21 protein-coding genes and 1 pseudogene are annotated in these 19,689 nt (G+C 71.7%); 5 read left to right on the forward strand and 17 right to left on the reverse strand.

Translation table 11 applies throughout. The annotated features are described in order from the left end of the window. Positions 1 to 14: 14 nt before the first annotated feature. The 6 genes from KUM38_RS40060 to KUM38_RS40085 form a co-directional block, all read right to left on the reverse strand. Positions 15 to 1,802, reverse strand: coding sequence for an ABC transporter ATP-binding protein (locus KUM38_RS40060; RefSeq protein ID WP_217137064.1), 1,788 nt, complete (start codon positions 1,800 to 1,802; stop codon positions 15 to 17). A 46-nt stretch (positions 1,803 to 1,848) separates the two neighbouring features. Next, positions 1,849 to 2,907: an iron-siderophore ABC transporter substrate-binding protein gene (locus KUM38_RS40065; RefSeq protein ID WP_217137065.1), complete on the reverse strand. Its 1,059-nt coding sequence runs from the start codon at positions 2,905 to 2,907 to the stop codon at positions 1,849 to 1,851. 112 nt (positions 2,908 to 3,019) lie between these two features. After that, positions 3,020 to 3,859: an ABC transporter ATP-binding protein gene (locus tag KUM38_RS40070; RefSeq protein WP_217137066.1), complete on the reverse strand. Its 840-nt coding sequence runs from the start codon at positions 3,857 to 3,859 to the stop codon at positions 3,020 to 3,022. Between the two features lie 38 nt (positions 3,860 to 3,897). Next, positions 3,898 to 4,959 carry an iron chelate uptake ABC transporter family permease subunit gene (locus tag KUM38_RS40075; protein WP_217137067.1) on the reverse strand — a complete coding sequence of 354 codons (1,062 nt, stop codon included), beginning with the start codon at positions 4,957 to 4,959 and terminating at the stop codon, positions 3,898 to 3,900. Further along, entirely contained in the window at positions 4,956 to 6,014 is a 1,059-nt protein-coding gene (locus KUM38_RS40080; protein ID WP_217137068.1) for an iron ABC transporter permease, read from the reverse strand. The genes KUM38_RS40075 and KUM38_RS40080 overlap by 4 nt, the downstream gene beginning before the upstream one ends. A 23-nt stretch (positions 6,015 to 6,037) precedes the next feature. After that, positions 6,038 to 7,399, reverse strand: coding sequence for a lysine N(6)-hydroxylase/L-ornithine N(5)-oxygenase family protein (locus tag KUM38_RS40085; RefSeq protein WP_217137069.1), 1,362 nt, complete (start codon positions 7,397 to 7,399; stop codon positions 6,038 to 6,040). A gap of 266 nt (positions 7,400 to 7,665) precedes the next feature. Between KUM38_RS40085 and KUM38_RS40090 the strand changes: the two genes are divergently transcribed. Both KUM38_RS40090 and KUM38_RS40095 read left to right on the forward strand, forming a co-directional pair. Continuing rightward, positions 7,666 to 8,613, forward strand: a complete 948-nt coding sequence (locus KUM38_RS40090; protein WP_217137070.1) for a methionyl-tRNA formyltransferase — start codon at positions 7,666 to 7,668, stop codon at positions 8,611 to 8,613. Positions 8,614 to 8,792: 179 nt separating this feature from the next. Continuing rightward, positions 8,793 to 9,278, forward strand: a complete 486-nt coding sequence (locus KUM38_RS40095; protein ID WP_217137071.1) for a glyoxalase/bleomycin resistance/extradiol dioxygenase family protein — start codon at positions 8,793 to 8,795, stop codon at positions 9,276 to 9,278. Here the strand turns inward: KUM38_RS40095 and KUM38_RS40100 are convergent. The 5 genes from KUM38_RS40100 to KUM38_RS40120 are packed head-to-tail and all read right to left on the reverse strand — an operon-like array spanning position 9,221 to position 12,113. Then, entirely contained in the window at positions 9,221 to 10,180 is a 960-nt protein-coding gene (locus KUM38_RS40100; RefSeq protein WP_308409158.1) for an alpha/beta hydrolase, read from the reverse strand. The genes KUM38_RS40095 and KUM38_RS40100 overlap by 58 nt on opposite strands. Before the next feature lie 15 nt (positions 10,181 to 10,195). After that, positions 10,196 to 11,161 (reverse strand): amidohydrolase family protein, encoded by a 966-nt coding sequence (locus KUM38_RS40105; RefSeq protein WP_217137072.1) that lies wholly within the window; start codon positions 11,159 to 11,161, stop codon positions 10,196 to 10,198. Continuing rightward, positions 11,151 to 11,402: a DUF1427 family protein gene (locus KUM38_RS40110; protein ID WP_308409159.1), complete on the reverse strand. Its 252-nt coding sequence runs from the start codon at positions 11,400 to 11,402 to the stop codon at positions 11,151 to 11,153. Before KUM38_RS40110 ends, KUM38_RS40105 begins: the two co-directional genes overlap by 11 nt. Next, on the reverse strand, positions 11,399 to 11,545 hold the full coding sequence (locus tag KUM38_RS40115; protein WP_217137073.1) for a DUF1427 family protein: 147 nt from the start codon (positions 11,543 to 11,545) through the stop codon (positions 11,399 to 11,401). The genes KUM38_RS40110 and KUM38_RS40115 overlap by 4 nt, the downstream gene beginning before the upstream one ends. A 7-nt stretch (positions 11,546 to 11,552) precedes the next feature. Beyond that, positions 11,553 to 12,113, reverse strand: coding sequence for a quercetin 2,3-dioxygenase (locus KUM38_RS40120; RefSeq protein ID WP_217137074.1), 561 nt, complete (start codon positions 12,111 to 12,113; stop codon positions 11,553 to 11,555). A 145-nt stretch (positions 12,114 to 12,258) separates the two neighbouring features. Between KUM38_RS40120 and KUM38_RS40125 the strand changes: the two genes are divergently transcribed. After that, positions 12,259 to 13,164 (forward strand): AraC family transcriptional regulator, encoded by a 906-nt coding sequence (locus KUM38_RS40125; RefSeq protein ID WP_217137075.1) that lies wholly within the window; start codon positions 12,259 to 12,261, stop codon positions 13,162 to 13,164. Between the two features lie 9 nt (positions 13,165 to 13,173). Here the strand turns inward: KUM38_RS40125 and KUM38_RS40130 are convergent, their stop codons facing one another. Beyond that, complete coding sequence (locus KUM38_RS40130) at positions 13,174 to 13,752, reverse strand: MFS transporter (RefSeq protein WP_217137076.1); 579 nt, start codon at positions 13,750 to 13,752, stop codon at positions 13,174 to 13,176. A gap of 35 nt (positions 13,753 to 13,787) precedes the next feature. Continuing rightward, positions 13,788 to 13,970, reverse strand: a complete 183-nt coding sequence (locus tag KUM38_RS40135; protein WP_217137077.1) for a hypothetical protein — start codon at positions 13,968 to 13,970, stop codon at positions 13,788 to 13,790. Between the two features lie 104 nt (positions 13,971 to 14,074). Between KUM38_RS40135 and KUM38_RS40140 the strand changes: the two are divergent. Next, positions 14,075 to 14,227, forward strand: a pseudogene (locus KUM38_RS40140) (amidohydrolase); the annotation flags it as partial. Between the two features lie 17 nt (positions 14,228 to 14,244). On the opposite strand, the gene KUM38_RS40145 reads toward KUM38_RS40140, so the two are convergent. The 3 genes from KUM38_RS40145 to KUM38_RS40155 all read right to left on the reverse strand — a co-directional run bounded on the left by KUM38_RS40145 (position 14,245) and on the right by KUM38_RS40155 (position 17,971). Next, entirely contained in the window at positions 14,245 to 15,147 is a 903-nt protein-coding gene (locus KUM38_RS40145) for an RNA polymerase sigma-70 factor (RefSeq protein WP_217137078.1), read from the reverse strand. 177 nt (positions 15,148 to 15,324) lie between these two features. Beyond that, on the reverse strand, positions 15,325 to 16,494 hold the full coding sequence (locus KUM38_RS40150) for a cellulose-binding domain-containing protein (RefSeq protein ID WP_217137079.1): 1,170 nt from the start codon (positions 16,492 to 16,494) through the stop codon (positions 15,325 to 15,327). Between the two features lie 115 nt (positions 16,495 to 16,609). Then, positions 16,610 to 17,971, reverse strand: coding sequence for a cellulase family glycosylhydrolase (locus KUM38_RS40155; RefSeq protein WP_217137080.1), 1,362 nt, complete (start codon positions 17,969 to 17,971; stop codon positions 16,610 to 16,612). A 287-nt stretch (positions 17,972 to 18,258) separates the two neighbouring features. Here KUM38_RS40155 and KUM38_RS40160 point away from each other — a divergent pair, with 287 nt between their 5' ends. Next, positions 18,259 to 18,747 (forward strand): carboxymuconolactone decarboxylase family protein, encoded by a 489-nt coding sequence (locus KUM38_RS40160; RefSeq protein WP_217137081.1) that lies wholly within the window; start codon positions 18,259 to 18,261, stop codon positions 18,745 to 18,747. 106 nt (positions 18,748 to 18,853) lie between these two features. On the opposite strand, the gene KUM38_RS40165 is transcribed toward KUM38_RS40160, so the two are convergent. Then, a complete protein-coding gene (locus tag KUM38_RS40165) occupies positions 18,854 to 19,186 on the reverse strand; it encodes a deoxyxylulose-5-phosphate synthase (RefSeq protein ID WP_217137082.1) in 333 nt (110 codons plus the stop codon). Positions 19,187 to 19,689 lie beyond the last annotated feature (503 nt).

Consider the following 19,689-nt stretch of genomic DNA (forward strand, 5'->3'; position numbering starts at 1 on the left):
CAACTTAGGCTTACCTAACCACCTTCTCGCCAGGCCCGCCACAACCGCGCGTACCGGCCGCCCAGCTCCACCAGTTCCTCGTGCGTGCCCAGTTCGACCACGCGCCCCGCGTCCAGGACGGCGATCCGGTCCGCCGCCATCGCCTGGGTCAGCCGGTGCGCCACGAACAGGGTGGTCCGGCCGGCGCACGCGGCCAGCACGGCCCGCTCCAGCTCGGCGGCGCCCTCGCTGCCCGCCTCGGCGGTCGACTCGTCGAGCACCACCACCGGCGACCGGGCCAGCACCAGCCGGGCCAGGGCGAGCTGGGCGACCTTGGTGACGTCCAGGCGTTCACCGCCCTCGCCGACCGGGGTGGCCAGACCGTCGGGCAGCGCCTCGGCCCACTCGCCCGCGCCGACCGTGCGCAACGCGTCCATCAGCTCGGTGTCGGTCGCCGTCGGCGCGGACAGCCGCAGGTCGTCGGCGAGCGGACCGGAGAAGACGTGCGTCTCCTGGGTCAGGATGCTCACCAGGGCCCGCGCCCCGGCCTCGTCCAGTCCGGCGAGGTCGGTCGGCCCGATGCGCACCGACCCCGCCTGCGGGGTCCCGATGCCCGCGATCAGCGCGGCCAGGGTCGTCTTCCCGGCGCCCGTCGCCCCCACCAGCGCGAGCGAACCGCCGGCCGGAATGCTCAGGTCGACGTCCTTCAGGACCGGCTCGTCGGCGCCGGGGTAACGGAACGTCAGTCCCTCCACCGTCACCGGCAGCGGCGCGGGGTCCGCCGGCGTGACCGCCGGGTCGCCCACCAGCCTGCCCTCGGCGGCCTCCCCCAGCACCCCGACCAGCCGGGTCAGGCTGGCGCCCGACTTCTGCGCCTCGTCGAAGGTGAACATGATGAGGCCCAGCGGACCGAACAGCCGGTGGAACAGCAGCGGGGCCGCCGCCACCTCGCCCAGGCTGGCGGCGTCGGCCTCCAGCAGGGCGTACCCCACCAGGAGGATCAGCACCAGCCCGATGAACTCGGCGCGGTTCTCCCGGCCGACGAACCGGCCGAAGAACCGGAACACGTCGATCCCGAGGTTGCGGACCCGCCACGACTCCTCGGTGACCTTCTCGCGGAAGGCGCCCTCAAGGCGGTAGGCCCGGACCGTGTCGATCCCGTTCAGACCGCTGATCAACGCCTGCGCCCGGTCGGCCTGGGCCGCCCGCTGCTTCTGGTACAGCGGGGCGGAGCGCGGGAGGTACCAGCGCAGCGCCAGTGCGTACGCGGGCAGCGCGCCGGCGCCCGCCAGGCCGAGCCGCCAGTCCAGTCCGAACATGCCGAACGTGGCGATGGCGACCAGCACGCCCGCCGAGAACACGGTGGGGACGGCCGTGCGGATGCCCTTGGAGACGACGGCCACGTCGTCACCGACCCGGGAGAGCACGTCTCCCCGGCCGACCTGCTCGATCCGCGCGCTCGGCATTCCGAGGACCGCCCGGACGGCCCTCTCCCGCAGCCGTGCGAGCAGGTCCGCGCCCAGCCTGCCGATCAGATAGGTCGACACCGCGGTGGCCGCCGCTCCGAGCAGGGCGGCGGCCACCATCAGGGCGCCGATCGTGACGAGGATCGAGCGTGACTCACCTTCGGTCACCCCGTCGACGACCCGGCCGAGCAGCAGCACGGGGAGCACCTGGAGGGCCGCCCCGGCCACCGTGGTGAGCACGGTGGCCGTGGTCAGACCGGGCACCTGCCGGCAGTGCGCCGCGACCCATCGGGCGGCCTCGCGCCCGGTCGCCGTCCGCAGGGTCGCCGGGGCGACGCGCGTGTCGGTCGTCCTCACACCGTGCCCCGGGCCGGCCGGGGACGGGACGTGTCGGCCGTCATCCTCAGCCGGCCGCCGACTCGACGAGCTCGTCGACGGCGTACGGCATGGACAGCAGGGTGCCCTGGGAGATGGCCGCGCCGACCGCCGGGCCCTCACTGTCCAGCAGGTAGGACACGTTCCCCTTCTTCACGGCGTCCAGGTTGGCGAACAGCTTGAACTTCTTGAGGGCTTCCGTGTCCGCCTTGTCGTTGATGACGAAGATCCGGTCGACGTCGACGAGGTCGACACGCTCGGGAGAGAGCTTGGTGTAGAAGCTGCCGCCCGCGATCTTGTCGATCTCGGTCTGGTACGTGAAGCCGATGCCCGACGTCAGCCGTCCGCGCACGTCGGTGGAGGTGAACGGCGCCACGGAGTTCTCGTACCAGGACAGCACGACGGCGGTCTGGTCGGCGAACTCGGGGTGTGCCTTCTTGGCGGCGTCGAGCTTGCCCTCGATGTCCTGCACCATCTTCTCGCCCTCGTCGGCCTTGCCGAGGGCCTTGGCGATCTGGAGGGCGTTGTCCTGCCAGGGGGCGCTGAACGGCTCCTTCTCGGTCTTGGTGCGGCCCACCGTCGGAGCGATCTTGGAGAGCTTGTCGTAGGCGGCCTGGTCGACCTCGGAGTAGACCGCGATGATCAGGTCCGGGCGAAGGGCGGCGATCTTCTCGTAGTTGGGGCCGGAGTCGCCGTTCTTCATGATGACTTCGGGCTTGGTGTCGCCCCACTTGTCCTTCACCCACGGCCACTGGGTGTTGATGTCGGGGCTCTGGCCCGCCGGGTTCGGGTACTGGTCGACCATGCCGACCGGCTTGATGCCGAAGGCCAGCACGGACTGGTCGTCGGTGTAGCCGACGGTGACGACCCGCTCGGGGGCCTTGTCGACCGTCGTGGATCCGAATGCGTGCTCCACGGTGACCGGGAAGGCGCCGGCCCGAGTGGTGGACTTGCCGTCGCTCGCCTGGTCCGCCGGGTCCGAGTCGGAACCGCAGCCCGCGAGGAGGCCCGCGCCGAGCGTCGCGGCGAACAGTATCGCCGCCGGCCGCCGCCACGGCTTCCTACGCGTCGTTCTGTGGAGGAGCATCCGCAATCCCCTTGCTTTTCGCGCTGTCGCTACGCCCCGTGCGCAGGGCAGGCAAACCGTATCGCACTCGAGTAAGGTGAGCCTAGCCTAACTTGAACAACTTCTTTGGGGGTCAATCCAGTTGGACGTGTGTGCGACCGATCGGCACGATGAGCGGCCGGTCGCCCACCGGATCGTCGATCACCTTGGCGCGCAGCCCGAACGCCTCGTCCAGCAGCTCGGCGGTGATCACCTCCCGCGGATGTCCCTGGGCCAGGATCGAACCGGCCCGCATCACCACGAGGTTGTCGCTGTAGCGGGTGGCCAGGTTGAGGTCGTGCAGCACCATGACCACGGTGCACCCCGACTCGTGCAGGTCGTTCACCAGGTCGAGCACGTCGATCGCGTGCGCCAGGTCCAGGTAGGTGGTCGGCTCGTCGAGGAGCAGCAGGTCGGTGCCCTGCGCCAGGGTCATGGAGATCCAGACGCGCTGGCGCTGTCCGCCGGACAGCGTGTCGACCGCGCGGTCGGCGAGGTCGGACACCCCGGTCATGGCCAGCGCACGCTCCACGACGGCGGCGTCGTCCGACGACCACTGCCGCAGCCAGCTCTGGTGCGGATGACGGCCCCGGGCGACCAGGTCGGCCACCGTCAGCCCCTCCGGCGCGACCGGTGCCTGCGGCAGCAGGCCGAGCTTCTTCGCCACGTCCCTGGTCCTGAGCCGGGCGATGTCGTCGCCGTCCAGCACGACCGATCCCTTGGCCGGCTTGAGCAGCCGCGCCAGGGTCCGCAACAGGGTCGACTTCCCGCAGCCGTTGGGGCCGATGATCGTGGTGACCAGTCCCGGCGGTATCGCCACGTCGAGATCGTCGATGACGGTCCGGGCGCCGTATCCGACCGTGACGCCCCTGGCTGCCAGCCGTGAGGCGCCGTCGACCGCGGACTCGGCTCCGGTGATGGACTGAACGACCACAAGGCCCCCTTACTCAGGTCTGCCTGACTTTGTATCAGCTATCTGCGGTTCGCCCGTACCAGCAGATAGACGAGGAAGGGGCCGCCGATCGCCGCGGTGACCACGCCGACCGGGAGACTGACGGGCAGTGCCTTGCGCGCGACCAGGTCCGAGCCGATCAGCAGCAGCGCCCCCACCATGCCGGAGGCGGCCATCGGCGGCGTCGGGCACCGCGCCAGCCGCATCGCCACCTGCGGCGCGACCAGCGCGACGAACGGGATTGGGCCCGCCGCGCCCACCGCCATGGCGGCCAGCAGCACCGCGCACAGCAGCAGGACCGCCCGCACCGCCGAGTGACGCACGCCCAGGCCCGCGGCGACGTCGTCGCCGAGGTGCATCGGCCTGAACTGGAACGCGACGCCGGTGACGACGGCCAGGAGGACGAGCGTGCCCCAGAGCGCCGGCATGACGTCGTCCCACGACCGGTTGTCCAGGGAGCCGACCAGCCAGGCCTGGGCCTGGGCCACGTCCCTGATGTCGGCCGTGACCAGCAGCCAGGTCGTGATCGACTCCATCACGGCGCTCACCGAGATGCCGATGAGGATGAGCCGGAAGCCGTCGATCCCGCGCCGCCAGGCCAGGAAGTACACCAGAAGACCCGTACCGAGACCGCCCATGAGGGCTGCCGTGGACAGGCCCACGGAGTCGGTGATCGCCGCGGCCGTCCCGCCGGACACCGTCACCAGGAACACCGCGGTCGCGCTCGCGCCCAGGGTGATTCCCAGAACGTCCGGGCTGGCCAGCGGGTTGCGGGCGACGGACTGCGTGATCGCCCCGGACACCCCCAGCGCGATCCCCACGACGAGCCCGGCGAGGGCCCGCGGCATCCGCAAGTCCATGATCACGAACTCGTCGACCTGTTCCCCCTGCCCGAGGATCGTGGAGATCACCCGGGGCAGGCTGATCGGGAAGTCCCCGACACCGATGGACACGCAGAACAGCAGGAGGCTCACGGCCGCCAGCGAGGCCGTGACGAGGACGGCCCAGGGCCGCCATACGAACGACACGGGGCCGAGCCGTACGCCCGGCGCCACCGTCGGCTTCACATCCGTCCCGTTCATGCGTTCCTGAACTTTCCGCGCCACACCATGACGGCGAAGAAGGGGGCGCCCAGGAGGGCGACGAGGACACCCGCGTCCAGCTCGCCCGGCCGCACCACCACCCGGCCCACGATGTCGCAGACCAGGAGGACGATCGCGCCGAGCAGGCCCGCGCAGGGCACCAGCCAGCGGTAGTCGGGCCCGGTCAGATACCGGGCCACGTGGGCCACCATGAGCCCGAGGAACGCGATGGGACCGCACGCGGTCGTCGCCGCGCCCGCGAGCAGCGTGATGGCGGTGACGCCGACGGTCCGGCTGAGCGCGATGTTCACGCCCAGTCCGCGCGCCACGTCGTCGCCCAGGTTGAGCAGGTTGATCGCGGGCAGCGTGGTCAGTGCCAGCAGCAGCCCGGCCGCGATGAACGCGGTCATCGGCCAGATGACGTCGAATCCGACACCGGCCACGGAGCCCGAGTTCCAGAACCGCAGCGCGTTCAGGGACTTCTGGTCCGAGAGCGCGACGGCCGTGGTCATCGCCGCGAGGAACACCGTGACCCCCTGGCCGGCCAGTGCGAGTGTCAGCGGATTGCCCGCCCCCCGCCCGATGCTCGCCAGCCCGAACACCACCACACCGGCGACCGCCGCCCCCAGGAAGCCGAACCAGACGTATTGGAACGGGTCGGAGAGGCCGAACAGGGCGATCACCGACACCACGGCGAACGAGGCACCGGAGTTCACCCCCAGCAGGCCCGTGTCGGCGATCGGGTTGCGCGTGTACCCCTGGATCAGCGCCCCGCCGACCCCGAGGGCGACGCCCGCCACGATCGCGAGCACCGTCCGGGGCACCCGGACGGTCCGCACGATGAGCCGGATCTCGGTGAGCCGCTGGTCGGGGTCGGGCGGCGCGGACAGTCCGTGCCACACCTCGGCGGGACTCAACGCGCGCGCGCCGACGGCCAGCGACACCGCCGCCGCGATCACGAGAATCCCCACCAGGGTGCCCAGACCCACAACCCGCCGCTGCCGGACCCGTGTGGTGGCCACGGTCGCGGGGCGCTCCACTGCTGTCGTGCCCATGTGGACGTACGTTATCCCTTTGATCAACCCTGGCGGGCGTGGTCGCCCGTGCGGTCGGCGACCGTCCGGGCCTCGTCGGAGGCCGACTTGCGGCCCCGGTCGAGGAGCGAGTCCAGGATGTCGCCGACCCTGACGGCGGTGTTGGACAGCAGGGACGAGGTGATGCCGTGGGTGTGCTCCGTGCCGCCCTGCAGGTAGATCCCGCAGCCCAGTTCGGGGTCCGTCGCGACGCGGTAGTCACGCTCGACACGGACCCGGCCCTCGTCGTCGCGCAGGCAGTGGTCGGCGACCTCGCCGAGCAGGCCGACGGGGTCGGCGGGGCTGTAACCGGTGGCGAAGACCGCCACGTCGGCGTCGAGGAGGGTCTCCTCGCCGGTGACGAGGGAGGTGACGGTGGCGCGCACCTTGTCCGGCGTCTCCTTGACGTCGGTGAGCCGGGAGACGTTGAGGAAGCGCAGCCGCTCGGTGCCGAGGACCTTCTCCCGGTACATCTGCCGGTACAGGTCGTCGATCAGGTCGATGTCCACCACGGAGTAGTTGGTGTTGCCGTGGTAGTCCATCAGCCGGCGCTTGACGGTCTCCGGCGCGGTGAAGAACTCGTCGACGGCCCCGGGGTCGAAGATGCGGTTGGCGAAGCTGCTGTCGTCGGCGGGGCTGTAGCCGTAGCGGGAGAAGACGGCGCAGACCTCGGCGTCGGGGAACCGGCGGTGGAGGTAGGCGACGTTCTCGGCGGCGCTCTGTCCGGCGCCCACGACGACGAACCGGGAGGGCGAGGTCCCCTCCAGTTCGTCGACCTTCGACAGGAGTTCGGAGTTGTGCCAGACACGGGCGCCGCGCTCCACGCCCTCCGGCATCAGGGGGCGCAGGCCGGTGCCGATGACGAGGTTGCGCGCGCGGTGGACCGCGAGTCCCTCCCCCGACCGGACCGTCACGTCCAGGTACTCCACGGTGCCGTCACGGACCACGGGCATGACGCCGACGACCTCGTGGCCGTACGAGACCATGTCGTCGACCTGGCCGGCGGCCCACTCGAAGTAGTCGTGGAACTCCACCCGCAGCGGGAAGAGGTTCTTGTGGTTGATGAAGTCGATCAGCCGTCCCCTGCTCTTGAGGTAGCACAGGAAGCTGTACTCGCTGGCCGGGTTCCGGAGCGTCACCAGGTCCTTGAGGAAGGACACTTGCATGGTCGCGTCGTCGATGAGCATGCCTCGGTGCCAGCCGAAGCGCGGCTGCTGCTCGAAGAAGTGCGCGGTGACCGCTTCCTCACCGCCGACGCGTGCGTTGTGCTCGCTGAGCGCGATCGCCATGGCCACGTTGGACGGCCCGAAGCCGATACCAATGAGGTCGTGGATCAGAAGGGCGTCGCCGGGACGAGCCTGTGCCATGTCACTCCCATCGTGCGGTGCGGCGGCCGTGCGGGGGCAGGCAGCCGTTGGTCATGCATCGGGAAGTACGGGCGTCCGGGCACGCCGAAGATCAGCTGCCCCGAACTTAGGTAAGGCTAAGCTCAGCCCCGCGGGGCTGTCCATAGACAAAACGGGCACCCGGGGGCGCGCCGACCGCCAACACACGCCCCCATGCGCCCCGTTGACCACTTAGGTAAGCCTTGCTTTACTGATCGCGGTCATTCCCTGCCCCGAGGAGGAACCCCATGCGGGTCGTCATGTTCGGCTACCAGACCTGGGGGCACCGCACCCTGCGAGCCCTCCTGGACTCCGAGCACGACGTGGTCCTGGTCGTGACCCACCCCAAGAGCGAGCACGCGTACGAGAAGATCTGGAGCGACTCGGTCGCCGACCTCGCCGAGGAGAACGGCGTACCGGTCGTGATCCGCAACCGCCCCGACGACGACGAGCTGTTCGACCGCCTCAAGGAGGCCGACCCGGACGTCATCGTGGCCAACAACTGGCGTACGTGGATCCCCCCGCGCATCTTCGGCCTGCCCCGCCACGGCACCCTGAACGTGCACGACTCGCTGCTGCCGAAGTACGCCGGCTTCTCCCCGCTGATCTGGGCGCTCATCAACGGCGAACCCGAAGTGGGCGTCACCGCGCACATGATGAACGACGAGCTCGACGCCGGCGACATCGTGCGGCAGGAGTCGGTCCCGGTCGGACCGACGGACACCGCGACCGACCTCTTCCACAAGACCGTCGACCTCATCGCGCCGGTCACCATCGGCGCCCTCGACCTGATCGCCTCCGGGCGGACGGAGTTCACCCAGCAGGACCGCTCGCAGGCGAGCTTCTTCCACAAGCGGTCCATCGAGGACAGCCGCATCGACTGGACGTGGCCGGCCGCGGACCTGGAGCGCCTGGTCCGCGCCCAGTCCGAGCCGTATCCCAGCGCCTTCACCTTCCACAAGGGCAAGCGGCTCGAGGTCCTGGCCGCCGTCGTCTCCGAGGGGCGGTACGGCGGCACGCCCGGCCGCGTCTTCTACCGCGAGGGCGACGGCGTGGTGATCGTCGCCGGCGCCGACGCCCGCACCGGCCGCAACCACGGCCTCGCCATCACCCGCGTACGGACCGAGGACGGCCGGGAGCTGCCCGCGACCGAGTACTTCACCTCCATGGGCGGCTATCTGACCAACCGCCCCTGAGCCGTCGTCGCCGCTTCCGCCCCGCGGCCGGCGCGGGGCCGTCCGGCCGCGGGGCGGAAGCGGCGACGCCCGAGGTGCTCGAGGGCGACATCGGCGCTTGACCTCAAGCGGACTTGAGCTTCTACGTTCGTCGCACAGCCGCGGGAACCGACCGGCGGTGCCTTTCGAGGAGGTTCGTCATGGCCGAGCGCACAGCCGACATCGAGATCCCCGACCGCTACCGGTATGCCGTGGTCCCGCACATCATGGTCGACGACGCCGCCGCGGCCATCGACTTCTACCGGCGGGCGTTCGGTGCCCGTGAGGACTTCAGGGTCGATGCCCCGGGCGGCGGGATCCTGCACGCCGAGATCACCATCGGGCGGTCGGCGTTGATGCTGGGCGACGCGAGCGTGGACGAGGCGGAGGCGGGCTCCTTCGCCGCGCCGGCCTCGCTCGGCGGGGGCACCTCCGTCACGCTGCACGTCTTCGTGCCGGACGTCGACAGCCTGGCGGAGCGCGCGGAGACGGCCGGCGCCGAGATCCTCCAGCCGCCGACCGACATGTTCCACGGCGACCGCACCGTCATCCTCAAGGACCCCTCGGGTCACATATGGGTCTTCCTGACTCACCTGGAGGACGTCTCGGAGGAGGAGCTCCGGCGCCGCCTGGCCGCCGCCGGGTGACCGCCCTCGGTGGGCACCGCCGTGCGGCGGCGGGCGAAGTCCATGGTGCGGGCGAAGCAGTCCTCGACGTCGTCGTCGGTCAGGCCCACCCAGAGGTGGTTGCCGCCGCCGAGGAGACGCAGGTCGGGGTCGTGACCGGCGGCCCGCAGGGCGTCGGCGAGGCGGACGGACTGCCGGGCGGGGACCAGCACGTCGTCGGTGCCGTGGAGGAGCAGGAAGGGCGGCGCCTGGGGGCCGACGTGGGTGACCGGGCTGGCGTCGCGGGCCGTGCCGGTCCGCTCCGCCGGGGCGCCGCCGAGCAGCAGGGCCTCGAAACCGGCCGGGTCATGGGCGTCGTAGGCGCCCTCGGGGTGGTCCTCGGCGAGTGCGGGCAGATCGGTGGGGGCGTACCAGGTGACGCAGCCGGAGACGGTGCCGGCGGGCCGGGTGAGGGCGGTCAGGGCGGCGAGGTGTCCGCCGGCCGACTCGCCCCACAGGACGGTCCGCGCGGTGTCCAGGCCGAGGTCGGCGGCGCGGGTGCGCAGCCAGGTGAGGCAGGCGGCCAGGTCGTCGGTCTGGGCGGGGTGGGAGGCCTCACCGCTGAGGCGGTAGTCGGGGCAGGCGACGGCGAACCCGGCCCGGGCGAGCCGGGCGAAGGGGCCGGGGTTCCAGTGGCGGAAGCGGGGGCCGAGGTCGTCGCGCAGGCCCGTGCGCCAGGCGCCGCCGTGGACGAAGACCACGACCGGGACGGGGCCGGCGGGGTCTTCGGGGAGCCACAGGTCGACGGCGAGCGGACGGCTGCCCTCGGGGACGGCGTAGACGGCGCCGCGCAGCAGTCGCACGCCGTCGGCGGGGTGCGCGGGGTGCGGCAGGGGCAGCGCGGCCGGATCTGGCGGGGCCAGGAGGTGGAGGGGGAACGTCACGGTGGGTGCCTTACGTCAGCGGGCCGTGCGGGGCAGGATGCGGCGGGCGTTGGCGGTGGTGAGCGCGCGCCAGTCGCGGGCGCCGTCGGGTGCCGGGGCGGCGTCCAGGCCCGCGACGTGGGCCTCCACCCCGGCGGCGGGGGTCCAGCAGTGGTCGCTGCCGTACAGGAGGCGGTCGCTGCCGACGAGGTTCAGCAGGGCGGGGAGCTGGCGGGGCAGCGCGGGTCCCGCGAGGTCGTAGTGGAGGCGGCGGAGTTGTTCGACGGCGCCGGGGGCCTCGGTGCCCTCGGGCATGAACATCCTCATGAAGCCGTCGATGCGGTCGGCCAGCACCGGCAGGGCGCCACCGCAGTGCGGCACGATCACCGTGAGGTCGCGGTGGCGGTCCAGTGTTCCGGCCATGAGCAGGTCGGTGACGGTGCGGGCGGTGTCGAAGATGAACTCGATCATCGGCCGGGGACGTCCGAGGGCGGACCGCTCCCAGCACACCGGGGACGTGGGGTGCAGGAAGACGACGGCGCGGCGCCGGTCGAGTTCGGCCCAGACGGGCTCCAGGTCCGGGTCGCCGAGGTAGGTGCCGTGGGTGTTGGTCTCCAGGATCACTCCGTCGGCGTGCAGGGTGTCGTAGGCGTACGCGATCTCCTCCAGGGCGCCGTCGACGTCCGGGAGCGGCAGTGAGGCGAACAGGCCGAAGCGGCCCGGGTGTTCGCGTACGGTCTCGGCGCCGGCCTCGTTGACCTCGCGGGCCAGGCGGCGGGCGGCGGTGTCGTCGCCGAAGTGGACGCCCGGTGAGGAGATCGAGAGCATCGAGGTCTCGATGGAGCAGCGGTCCATCAGCTCCAGGTGCGCGGCCGCCGACCAGGTGGGCCAGGCGGGGACCCCGTCGGGGAGTTCGTGTCCGGCCTCGCGGGCCCGGCGGACGTAGGAGTCGGTGAGGAAGTGGGCGTGGACGTCGAGGTATCCGGGGGTGTCAGGGGACACGGGTGGTTCCTTCTTCTGCGGCGGACGGAGGAGGGGCGGGACGGCGCCGGGTCGGGCGGTCGCGTACGGCGGTGGCGGCGCGTTCGCCGAGCACGATGCCGGCCAGCCCGGCCAGGCCGAGGAGCGGCGGGGCGGGTGAGGTGAGGTCCATCGCCCAGTAGAGCGCCCCCATGAGCAGACCGGCGGCGAAGGAGAGGGCGGCCTTGCGGAGGAAGCCGCGCGTGGCTCCGGTGGCGCTCACAGGGTCTCCAGCACGGCCTGGCCCAGCAGCATGCCCAGCAGTCCGGCCAGCGCGACGGGGGGCGGTGCGGGCGACTCGACCCGCACCAGCACGTAGGCCACGCCGACCAGCGTTCCGGCGATCAGTGCCTCGAGGTACGGCATGGACCGCTCAGCTTCCGGTGCGCCACTTGTGATCGGGCAGGAAGGTCACGTCGTACCGCTGCGGCACGGTGCCGAACTTGTGCGGCTCGGGCACGAACGGCCGCCGGGGCAGGCCGAGTTCGTCGGTGGGGGTGCCGAGGTTCTCGAAGAACCGCTCGAAGGTGCCGCCCGGTCCCGCGGCCACGCCGACGATCCGGCTGTGGTGGCGTTCGATGCGGTAGGCGTGCGGGCAGTTCTTGGGCACGAACCCGAAGTCGCCCGCGGTGAGCAGCTTCTCGTACTGCTCGCCCTCGAGGTCCTCGACGAACAGCCGCACCGCGCCGTCGGTGATGTAGAAGACCTCGTAGGTGTCGGGGTGGGAGTGGGCGGGGATGATGTCGCCCTTCGGGCCCTCGCAGGTGAAGAAGTTGAAGGTGTTCTCGGTCTGCTCGCCGCCGGCGTAGACGGTGAACAGGTCGGTGAACAGGTGGGCGCGGTCGCCCTGGCCCTTCTCGATGAAGTACGGCTTGCCCGGCTCGGGCGGGATGTGGGAGCGCTCGCGGTAGCGGGTGGCGAACTCGATGGTCATGGTGGTCCTTCCCGTCGGAGAAGTGGGAGAAAGAAGAAAAAGGGACTCGGCCGGGATGCCGACGGCTCGCCCCGTGCCCGTCACGGCTCGTGTTCTTCACGCTAAACCGGCGGGGAGGGGCGGACTGCGTACACTCGGGCATGCGATGAAGGAAAACGGACAGTTCCCCGTGGGCCGTGGACCGGCCGGCGTCCCCGCCCTGGCCTACCGCCCGACGCCCGGCAGGCCGCCGGGTCTGGAGGTCCTCGACCTGCCGGGCCTCGCCGCCCGCGCCGAGGAGCGGGGGCTGCCCCTCACGGTGCCCGGACGTCCGGCCTTCCACGTGGTCGTCGCGGCCCGCGGCGGGCGGCTCGCGTGCTCGGTGGACTTCACCTCGTACCTCCTCACGCCGGGCGACTGGCTGTGGGTGTGGCCCGGGCAGGTGCTCCGGTTCCCCGACGGGCACCGGGGCTGCGACGCCACCGTCCTGGTCTTCCCGACGGGTTTCCCCGGCGCGGCGACGGACGCGCTCATCCGGGACGGCGCGCACGTCCCGCACCGCCTCGTCACGCCGGACGAGCCGCGGCAGAGATCCCTGCTGCGGCTCCTGGACGCCCTGGTCGAGGAGTACGCCGCGCTGTCCGACCTGTCGCTGGAGGCGTACGTCGAGACGCTGCGGAACCTGCTGTCGGTGATCCTGATCCGGCTCGTCCATCTCACCGACCCGCGACGGCGGGGGCGTGACGGCGGCGGCGAACCGTTCCAGCTGTTCCGTGAGGCCGTCGAGGAGGACTTCCGCCGGACCCACCGGGTCGAGGACTACGCCGCCCGGCTCGGCTACAGTCCCCGCACCCTGACCCGGGCCACCCGGGCGGCCCTCGGCTGCGGCGCCAAGCGCTACATCGACGACCGGGTGCTGCTGGAGGCGAAGCGTCTGCTGGTCCACAGCTCGCTGCCGCCCGCCGCCATCAGCGAGCACATCGGGTTCACCTACCCGACGGTCTTCAGCGCCTTCTTCCGTCAGCGCACCGGCATGACGCCGACCGAGTTCCGGTCGCTGACGAAGCCCTGAAGGCGGGGGTCAGCCGTCGGCGGGGTCCTCCTCGGGGTCGCGCAGCCGCGGGATGAAGACGGAGAGCACCAGGGCCACGACCGTGACCGCGGCGCCGAGCCAGAAGATCCCGGAGTAGCCGGCGTCGAGGCAGAAGGCGGTGCCCTCGACGGTGGTGCTGTGCGCGCCGAGGACGGCGTAGGCGCCGGCGGTCACGACGGCGCCGAACAGGCTGATGAGCATGTTGAGCATGCCGCTGCCCAGCCCCTGTTCGTCGGGCGAGACCACGCCGATCACCAGGACCGGCGCCACCGCGACGACCACGCCGGAGCCGAGGTCGGCGACGCAGGAGGTGACGATGAGCTGGAGTTCGTCGCCGTGGAAGAAGCCCACGAGGGTGTAGCCGACGGCCATGACCGCCAGACCGGCGCACCACACCCGGCGCGCGTCGAAGCGGCGCAGGTGCCGGCTGACCAGCATGCCGATGCCGAACATCACCAGGTTCCAGCTCACGCTGACGACGGCGTTGTGGTGGGCCGTCCAGCCGAGCCCGTCCGACACGCCCGGGATGGCGGGGTACAGGGCGAGCAGGATGGCGAGGCCCGGCATGGTGAAGGCGACCGTCTGGCCGAGACCTCCGGCCGTCAGCGCCAGGGCGACCTGCCGGCCGCGCTGGGGGCGGCGACGGCCTGCTTCCTGATCCGTGTGCTCGGCCTGCGCTTCGGTCTCGACGCGCCCGAGCCGCCCGAGACCCGCAGGAGCGAGGACGCGAGCGGGGCCGGTGCGTAGACCGCCCCGGCCGGTTCACCCGTACGGCCGTCCGCCACGCCCCGTCCTCCTCCGGTGGCCGAGGATGGGGCTGGAATCCGCCCGTCGGCCGCCCACCGGCCGCCCGGTCCAGGGTTCCGGAACACTCCCGCGAGGAGCCTCGATGACTCGTCCCACCCGGACCGTACTGGCCGGCCTCGACGCCGTCCGCGCCGACGTGGAGGACCTCTACCGGGACCTGCACCGGCACCCGGAACTCGGCCTGCGGGAGCACCGCACGGCGAAGAAGGCGGCGGCCGCCCTGGCCTGGCTCGGCGGCTGAGCGGCGTCCGCTCAACGGCTCAGGGCGGTCTCGCCCTCCATGTACGACAGCTTCTCGGGGTTGCGGACGGCGTAGAGGCCGGTGACGAGGCCGTCGTCGATGCGCACCGTGAGGACGGTGTCGAGCGCGCCGTCGAGCCGGACGATCAGCGCGGGGCGGCCGTTGACCTCCGCAGGGCGCAGCGACACCTCGGCGGTGAGCCTGCCCAGCCCGCCGTACAGCAGGCGGGCCACCTTGCCGGCCCCCACGACGGGCCTGAGGACGGCCTGCTTGACGCCGCCGCCGTCGCCCAGGAGGACCACATCCGGCGCGAGGACGTCGAGCAGGCCCTGCACATCGCCCGTCTCGACCGCCCGCCGGAAGGCATCGAGGACGTCCCGTGTCTCGGCGGACGAAACGGCCCCGCGCGGCCGGCGCGCCGCGACGTGCGCCCGCGCCCGGTGCGCGATCTGCCGGACCGCGGCCGGGCTCTTGTCGACGGCCTCGGCGATCTCGTCGTACCCGACGTCGAACACCTCGCGCAGCACGAACACCGCCCGCTCGGTGGGGGCGAGCGTCTCCAGCACCAGCAGCATCGCCGTCGAGACACTGTCGGCGAGCTCGACGTCGTCGGCCACGTCGGGCGCGGTGAGCAGCGGCTCGGGGAGCCAGGAGCCGACGTAGGACTCCTTGCGGCGGCCGAGCGTACGCAGCCTGCCCAGCGCCTGCCGGGTGGTGATCCGTACGAGGTAGGCCCGCCGGTCCCGCACCGCGGCGAGGTCGACGCCCGCCCAGCGCAGCCAGGTCTCCTGCAGGACGTCCTCCGCGTCGGCGGCCGAGCCGAGCATCTCGTAGGCGACGGTGAACAGCAGGTTGCGGTGGGCGACGAACGCCTCGGTCGCCGCGTCCGTGTGCTCTGTTTCCTCGCTCTTCACCGGCTGCTCCCTCTCAGTCGCTTCCCACGGTCCCCCCGCACACAGGACGCCGGCCGCCGCGGTTCTGTGACATGGGCGGGGGAGGTCGGTCCGGACCGACCGTCCGCCCCGGCGTTCGGCCGTGTTCCGGCCGGGACGCCGGGCGGACGCCGGCCGGGAGTCCCGGCCGGCGGGCTGTCAGCAGCCGATGGGGGCGGAGCCGACAGCCACGTCGTCGAACCACAGCGTGTCGTCGCCCGTCCCGTAGCTCTCCCAGCCCAGTCGCAGGGCGGTGGGGCGGGGCGGGGTGGTGCGGGCGAGCCACTGCCGGTCGATGTCCTGCGTCGGCACACCGTCGGCGTGCAGGCCCGGAATCAGCTCGTCGCCGAGCCAGGTGTCGAGTCCGGGAGCCGTCGTGTCGATCGCGAAGCGCAGGCACTGCCAGCTTCCCGTCGGCAGCGGCCTGCTCTGCGCCACGCCGGCCGGGCTCTGCTCCGGCAGGGTGGCGTCGTCGCTCTCCCGGTTCCACTGCAGGGCGCCGTTCTGGCCGCCGACGCGCAGGCTCCGCCCGCTCTGGGAGGTGTCGGGCAGGGAGACGAAGGTGACGTGGGCGGAGGGGAGGGCGGTGGTGTGCCTCACCCACATGCGTACGTGCATCACCGGACCGACCGAGGACAGGTCCGCGGTGGCGGCGACGAAGGCGTGGTTGCAGTAGCCGGCCCGGCCGTCCACCCGCAGCGACCGGCTGCCGCTGTGCGCGACGGCGGTGTCCACGGCGGCCGTCCCGGTGCCCTGGCAGTCGGGCGCGGTGAAGCGCCAGTCGCCGGACGGGGCGGGGCCGGTCTGGTCCTCGAAGTCCGAGCAGATCACCGCGCTGCCGCAGTCCGGGTCCGGTGGCGGGGTCGTGGGCGGCTCGGTGGTGGGGGGCGTGGTCGGCGGCGTGGTGCCGTCACCTCCGCACGGCACGCCGTTGAGGGCGAAGTCGCTCGGTGCGGGGTCGGCCGAACGCCAGGTCCCCTGCAGGCCGAACTCGACGGCGCCTCCCGTGGGCAGCACGCCGTTCCAGCTCGTACTGGCGGCGACGACGGACCCGCCGGTCTGGGTGACGGTCGCGTTCCACGCCGAGGTCACCTGCTGGTCGCCGGTGTAGGTCCAGCTCAGCCGCCAGCCGTCGAGCGCCGGACCGAGATGGGTGACCTTGATCTGTGCGGTGTAGCCGTCGGCCCACTTGTTCACGGTGTAGTCGACCCGGCAGCCGGTCTCCGCACCGTTCGCGGGCAGCACCGTGAGGGCGGACGCCGACAGCACGGCCGCGGTGAGGACCGCCGTCCAGGGCCGACGCGGTAATCGTGCGAGAAGGGCACGCACTTGTGCCTCCGAGGTAGGGGTGAGGGGTGGGGGACGTACGAGGTGCGAAAGCGTGATGGGAGCGCTCCCAGTCGGCGGGACGGGGGGTCCGGCCGGCCGGACCCCCCGTCGAAGGTCAGCTCGTGGGGAAGTTGTCGGGGGTGCTGATCCGGCTCTTGAGCAGCGCACCGGACTCGGTCAGCACGCCGCTGCCGCTGTAGTCGGTGCCGTTGCAGGTGCCGGGCCTGAACGCCGCGCTGCCCTCGTCGGCGTCGGAGTAGGTCCAGTTCGCGTAACTGATCTTCAGCTGGTCGAGCAGGTCCAGCCAGGCCGTGCTGCTCGCCCGGTCCACCGCGCCACCGCCGGTGGCGCTCACCGTGCCGAACTCGGAGACGAACAGCGGCAGTCGCGAGGCCGCCCGGCTCACCGTGGCGCGGTAGTTGTCCTTGTGGCTCGCGGCGTAGAAGTGGAACGCGTACATGATGTTGGTGGCGTTGACGGGGTTGTTGATCACCTCGCTCTCGTTGGAGCCGTCCGAGACTCCGAGCGAGGACCAACCGCGGGTGCCGACGATGATCACGGCGTCCGGGTCGGCGGCCCGGATCACCGGGATGACCTGCTCGGCGTAGCTCTTGACGGCCGTCCAGCTCACGCCGTTGGGCTCGTTGGCGATCTCGTAGATCACGTTCTTCTTGTCGGCGTTGCGGGCGGCGACGGACGCGAAGAACGTCTTCGCGCGGTCGAGGTTGAAGTTCGGGTCGCCCGGCGTGAGGGTGTGGAAGTCGATCACGGCGTACATGCCACGGGCCTCGGCCATGTCGACGAGGCTGTTCACGCGGCCGGTGAAGCCCGCGGGGTCGGTCTCGTAACCGTCCTCCTGCACGTACATGGCGATGCGCAGCAGGTCCGACCGCCAGTCCTTCGCGAGCGCGTCCAGGGACGCGGTGTTGTAGCACCGGCTGAACCACTGGATGCCGTGGGTGCTCATGCCGCGCAGCTGGATGGGGCGGTCGTGCTGGTTGCACAGGTTCACTCCGCAGACGTGGAGCTGCCCGTTGATGTCCACGGGGGTGCCGTCGTCCGGGGGCTCTTCGACGGAGCCCGTACAGGCGACGCCGTTGAGCGTGAACGCCGTGGGCTGCGGGTTGGCACCCGTGAAGGAGCCGGTGAATCCCACGTCGACGGTCGCGCCGGTGGCCAGCGTGCGGTTCCAGTCGACGGCGGTGGCGGTGACCGTGGAACCGGACTGCGACCAGGTGGCGTTCCAGCCCTGGACGACCTTCTGTCCGGCGTCCGGCATGGTGAACCCGAGCGTCCATCCGGAGACGGGGTCGCCCAGGTTGGTGATCCTCACTCCGGCCTGGAAGCCGCCCTGCCACTGGCTGGCCACCGTGTAGTCGACCCTGCAGCCGGTGGCGGCCGCCGCCTGCGGACCGGACAGTGCCGTGAGGCCCAGGACCGTCGCGCAGGTCGCCAATAAGGCCAAAAAGCGTTTCACAGCGTTCCTCCTCGTGCGATGCGAGCACAGCGTGATGCAGCGCCATGGGAGCGCTCCCAAAGCCCATCGGCCCGAGACCGTACACCGGTGCGCCGATGCGCGATAGCCGTGCGACGGCCGCAGAATCCTGTGGCGCGGGTGACCACTGCTCAGCCGGAGGTGTCCGGGCCCGTCGACGCGAGCGGTGGCGCACGTCACACTTCCCCTCTGTCACAGGGAGCGGGCCGCCGGCATCTCGTGTTCAGCCCAGCACGACACCACGAACGAACACGAGTGAGGACGAATCCATGGATGCCCGATTCAACCTGTTCGAGAACGAGCTCGCCGCCCGGTTCGCCAAGCGGTTCGCAGGAGCCGGCCTGGTGATCCACGACTCGCCGCTGCCGAAGTCCACCCAGGAGCTGGTGTCACTGCGCGCCAGCCAGATCAACGGCTGCGGCCACTGCATCGACATGCACGTCAAGGAGGCCGCGGCCGCCGGCGAGAGCGCGGTCCGGCTCCACCTGGTCGCCGCCTGGCGCGAGTCCACCGTGTTCACCGAGGCCGAGCAGGCGGCACTGGCTCTCGCCGAGGAGGGCACCCGCCTCGCCGACGCCTCCGAGGGCGTCTCCGACGAGACATGGGCCCGGGTGCGCAAGCACTACGACGACGACCAGACCGCCGCGCTGGTCGTCCTGGTCGCCCTGATCAACGCGGCCAACCGGCTCGCGGTGATCACGCACCAGAAGGGCGGCTCGTACGAGGCGGGCATGTTCGCGGCGGCGGTCGAGGACTGACCGGAGGACGCCTCGGGCCGGTCCGGGACCGTGTGATCCGGGCCGGCCCGCGCCTGTCAGGGCGGAACAGGGCCCGGCAGGGCCGCACGAGGTGCGGGTTCCCCCGTCACGGCACCTCGCGGCGCACGAGCGCCTCGGCGAAGGGCTCGCCGGTACGGCGGGCGTACGCCGTCCGCTCGCGCACCTCCCTCAGCGTGCGCGGGCGGTACCCGGGCCCGCCGCAGCAGCTCTTGTGGAAGTGGACTCCCGCGTGCAGCAGGACGGACAGCACCCTCCATGCCTCGGTGTCCCGGCGCGGCGGCGCCGCGAAGGCCGACCCCACGTGGATCAGCGGTTCCGCACAGCGGGGACACGTCCGGTGCGGTCTGTCCCTGTCGTAAGGCTGCTTGTACGAGGCCCGACAGGGCAGGCAGACATAGGAGGTCTTCGCGTGGCCCATGCCGCCAGGGTAGGTGTCGACCGGGCGGCACTCGAGGGGATTTTGTGGTCCGGGGCGCTCTGCGGACGTCTCCGCGCCCGTGAGACGGGATCCGCGAGCGGCGGCCGTTGTGCCGGGGAGTGCGGAGCGGGGCGGTGTGCCGCACTCTCCGGGTGATCGTGTTGTCGCTGTGTGCGTCAACGGCCCCCGGCTGCACGGGTATGAGGTCGAGGCCACCGAGTCGGGGGTGCGTGCGCGCCGTCGAGCGGGAGTGCGGACATTCCCCGTCGGCCGGGAAGCCCGTCCGGTGCGCGGCGGCCCGGAGAGGGCGTCCGGCCGCAGCCCGCATGCGCTGATCACGTCCGTCGGAGGAGGCACGATCGTGCGACGTTCGTGGGCGGGTCACGAACTGATCGGGATTCAGAATCCTCGCGGCGACGGAGCGTACAGTGATGACGGGATCAGTGACACTGACATGCCATGAGCCAAGGTCCGACAGGGGGCGTACGGTGGATCCGATCGAC

Source organism: Streptomyces sp. AC558_RSS880, assembly GCF_019049255.1.
In the GTDB taxonomy this organism is placed as follows: Bacteria; Actinomycetota; Actinomycetes; order Streptomycetales; family Streptomycetaceae; genus Streptomyces.

Bases quoted from the DNA above. Each gene is read 5' to 3' on its own strand.
- KUM38_RS40065 (WP_217137065.1), bottom strand. From the start codon at position 2,907: ATGCTCCTCCACAGAACGACGCGTAGGAAGCCGTGGCGGCGGCCGGCG.
- KUM38_RS40075 (WP_217137067.1), bottom strand. From the start codon at position 4,959: ATGAACGGGACGGATGTGAAGCCGACGGTGGCGCCGGGCGTACGGCTC.
- KUM38_RS40080 (WP_217137068.1), bottom strand. From the start codon at position 6,014: ATGGGCACGACAGCAGTGGAGCGCCCCGCGACCGTGGCCACCACACGG.
- KUM38_RS40085 (WP_217137069.1), bottom strand. From the start codon at position 7,399: ATGGCACAGGCTCGTCCCGGCGACGCCCTTCTGATCCACGACCTCATT.
- KUM38_RS40090 (WP_217137070.1), top strand. From the start codon at position 7,666: ATGCGGGTCGTCATGTTCGGCTACCAGACCTGGGGGCACCGCACCCTG.
- KUM38_RS40095 (WP_217137071.1), top strand. From the start codon at position 8,793: ATGGCCGAGCGCACAGCCGACATCGAGATCCCCGACCGCTACCGGTAT.
- KUM38_RS40115 (WP_217137073.1), bottom strand. From the start codon at position 11,545: ATGCCGTACCTCGAGGCACTGATCGCCGGAACGCTGGTCGGCGTGGCC.
- KUM38_RS40120 (WP_217137074.1), bottom strand. From the start codon at position 12,113: ATGACCATCGAGTTCGCCACCCGCTACCGCGAGCGCTCCCACATCCCG.
- KUM38_RS40125 (WP_217137075.1), top strand. From the start codon at position 12,259: ATGAAGGAAAACGGACAGTTCCCCGTGGGCCGTGGACCGGCCGGCGTC.
- KUM38_RS40130 (WP_217137076.1), bottom strand. From the start codon at position 13,752: ATGCCGGGCCTCGCCATCCTGCTCGCCCTGTACCCCGCCATCCCGGGC.
- KUM38_RS40160 (WP_217137081.1), top strand. From the start codon at position 18,259: ATGGATGCCCGATTCAACCTGTTCGAGAACGAGCTCGCCGCCCGGTTC.
- KUM38_RS40165 (WP_217137082.1), bottom strand. From the start codon at position 19,186: ATGGGCCACGCGAAGACCTCCTATGTCTGCCTGCCCTGTCGGGCCTCG.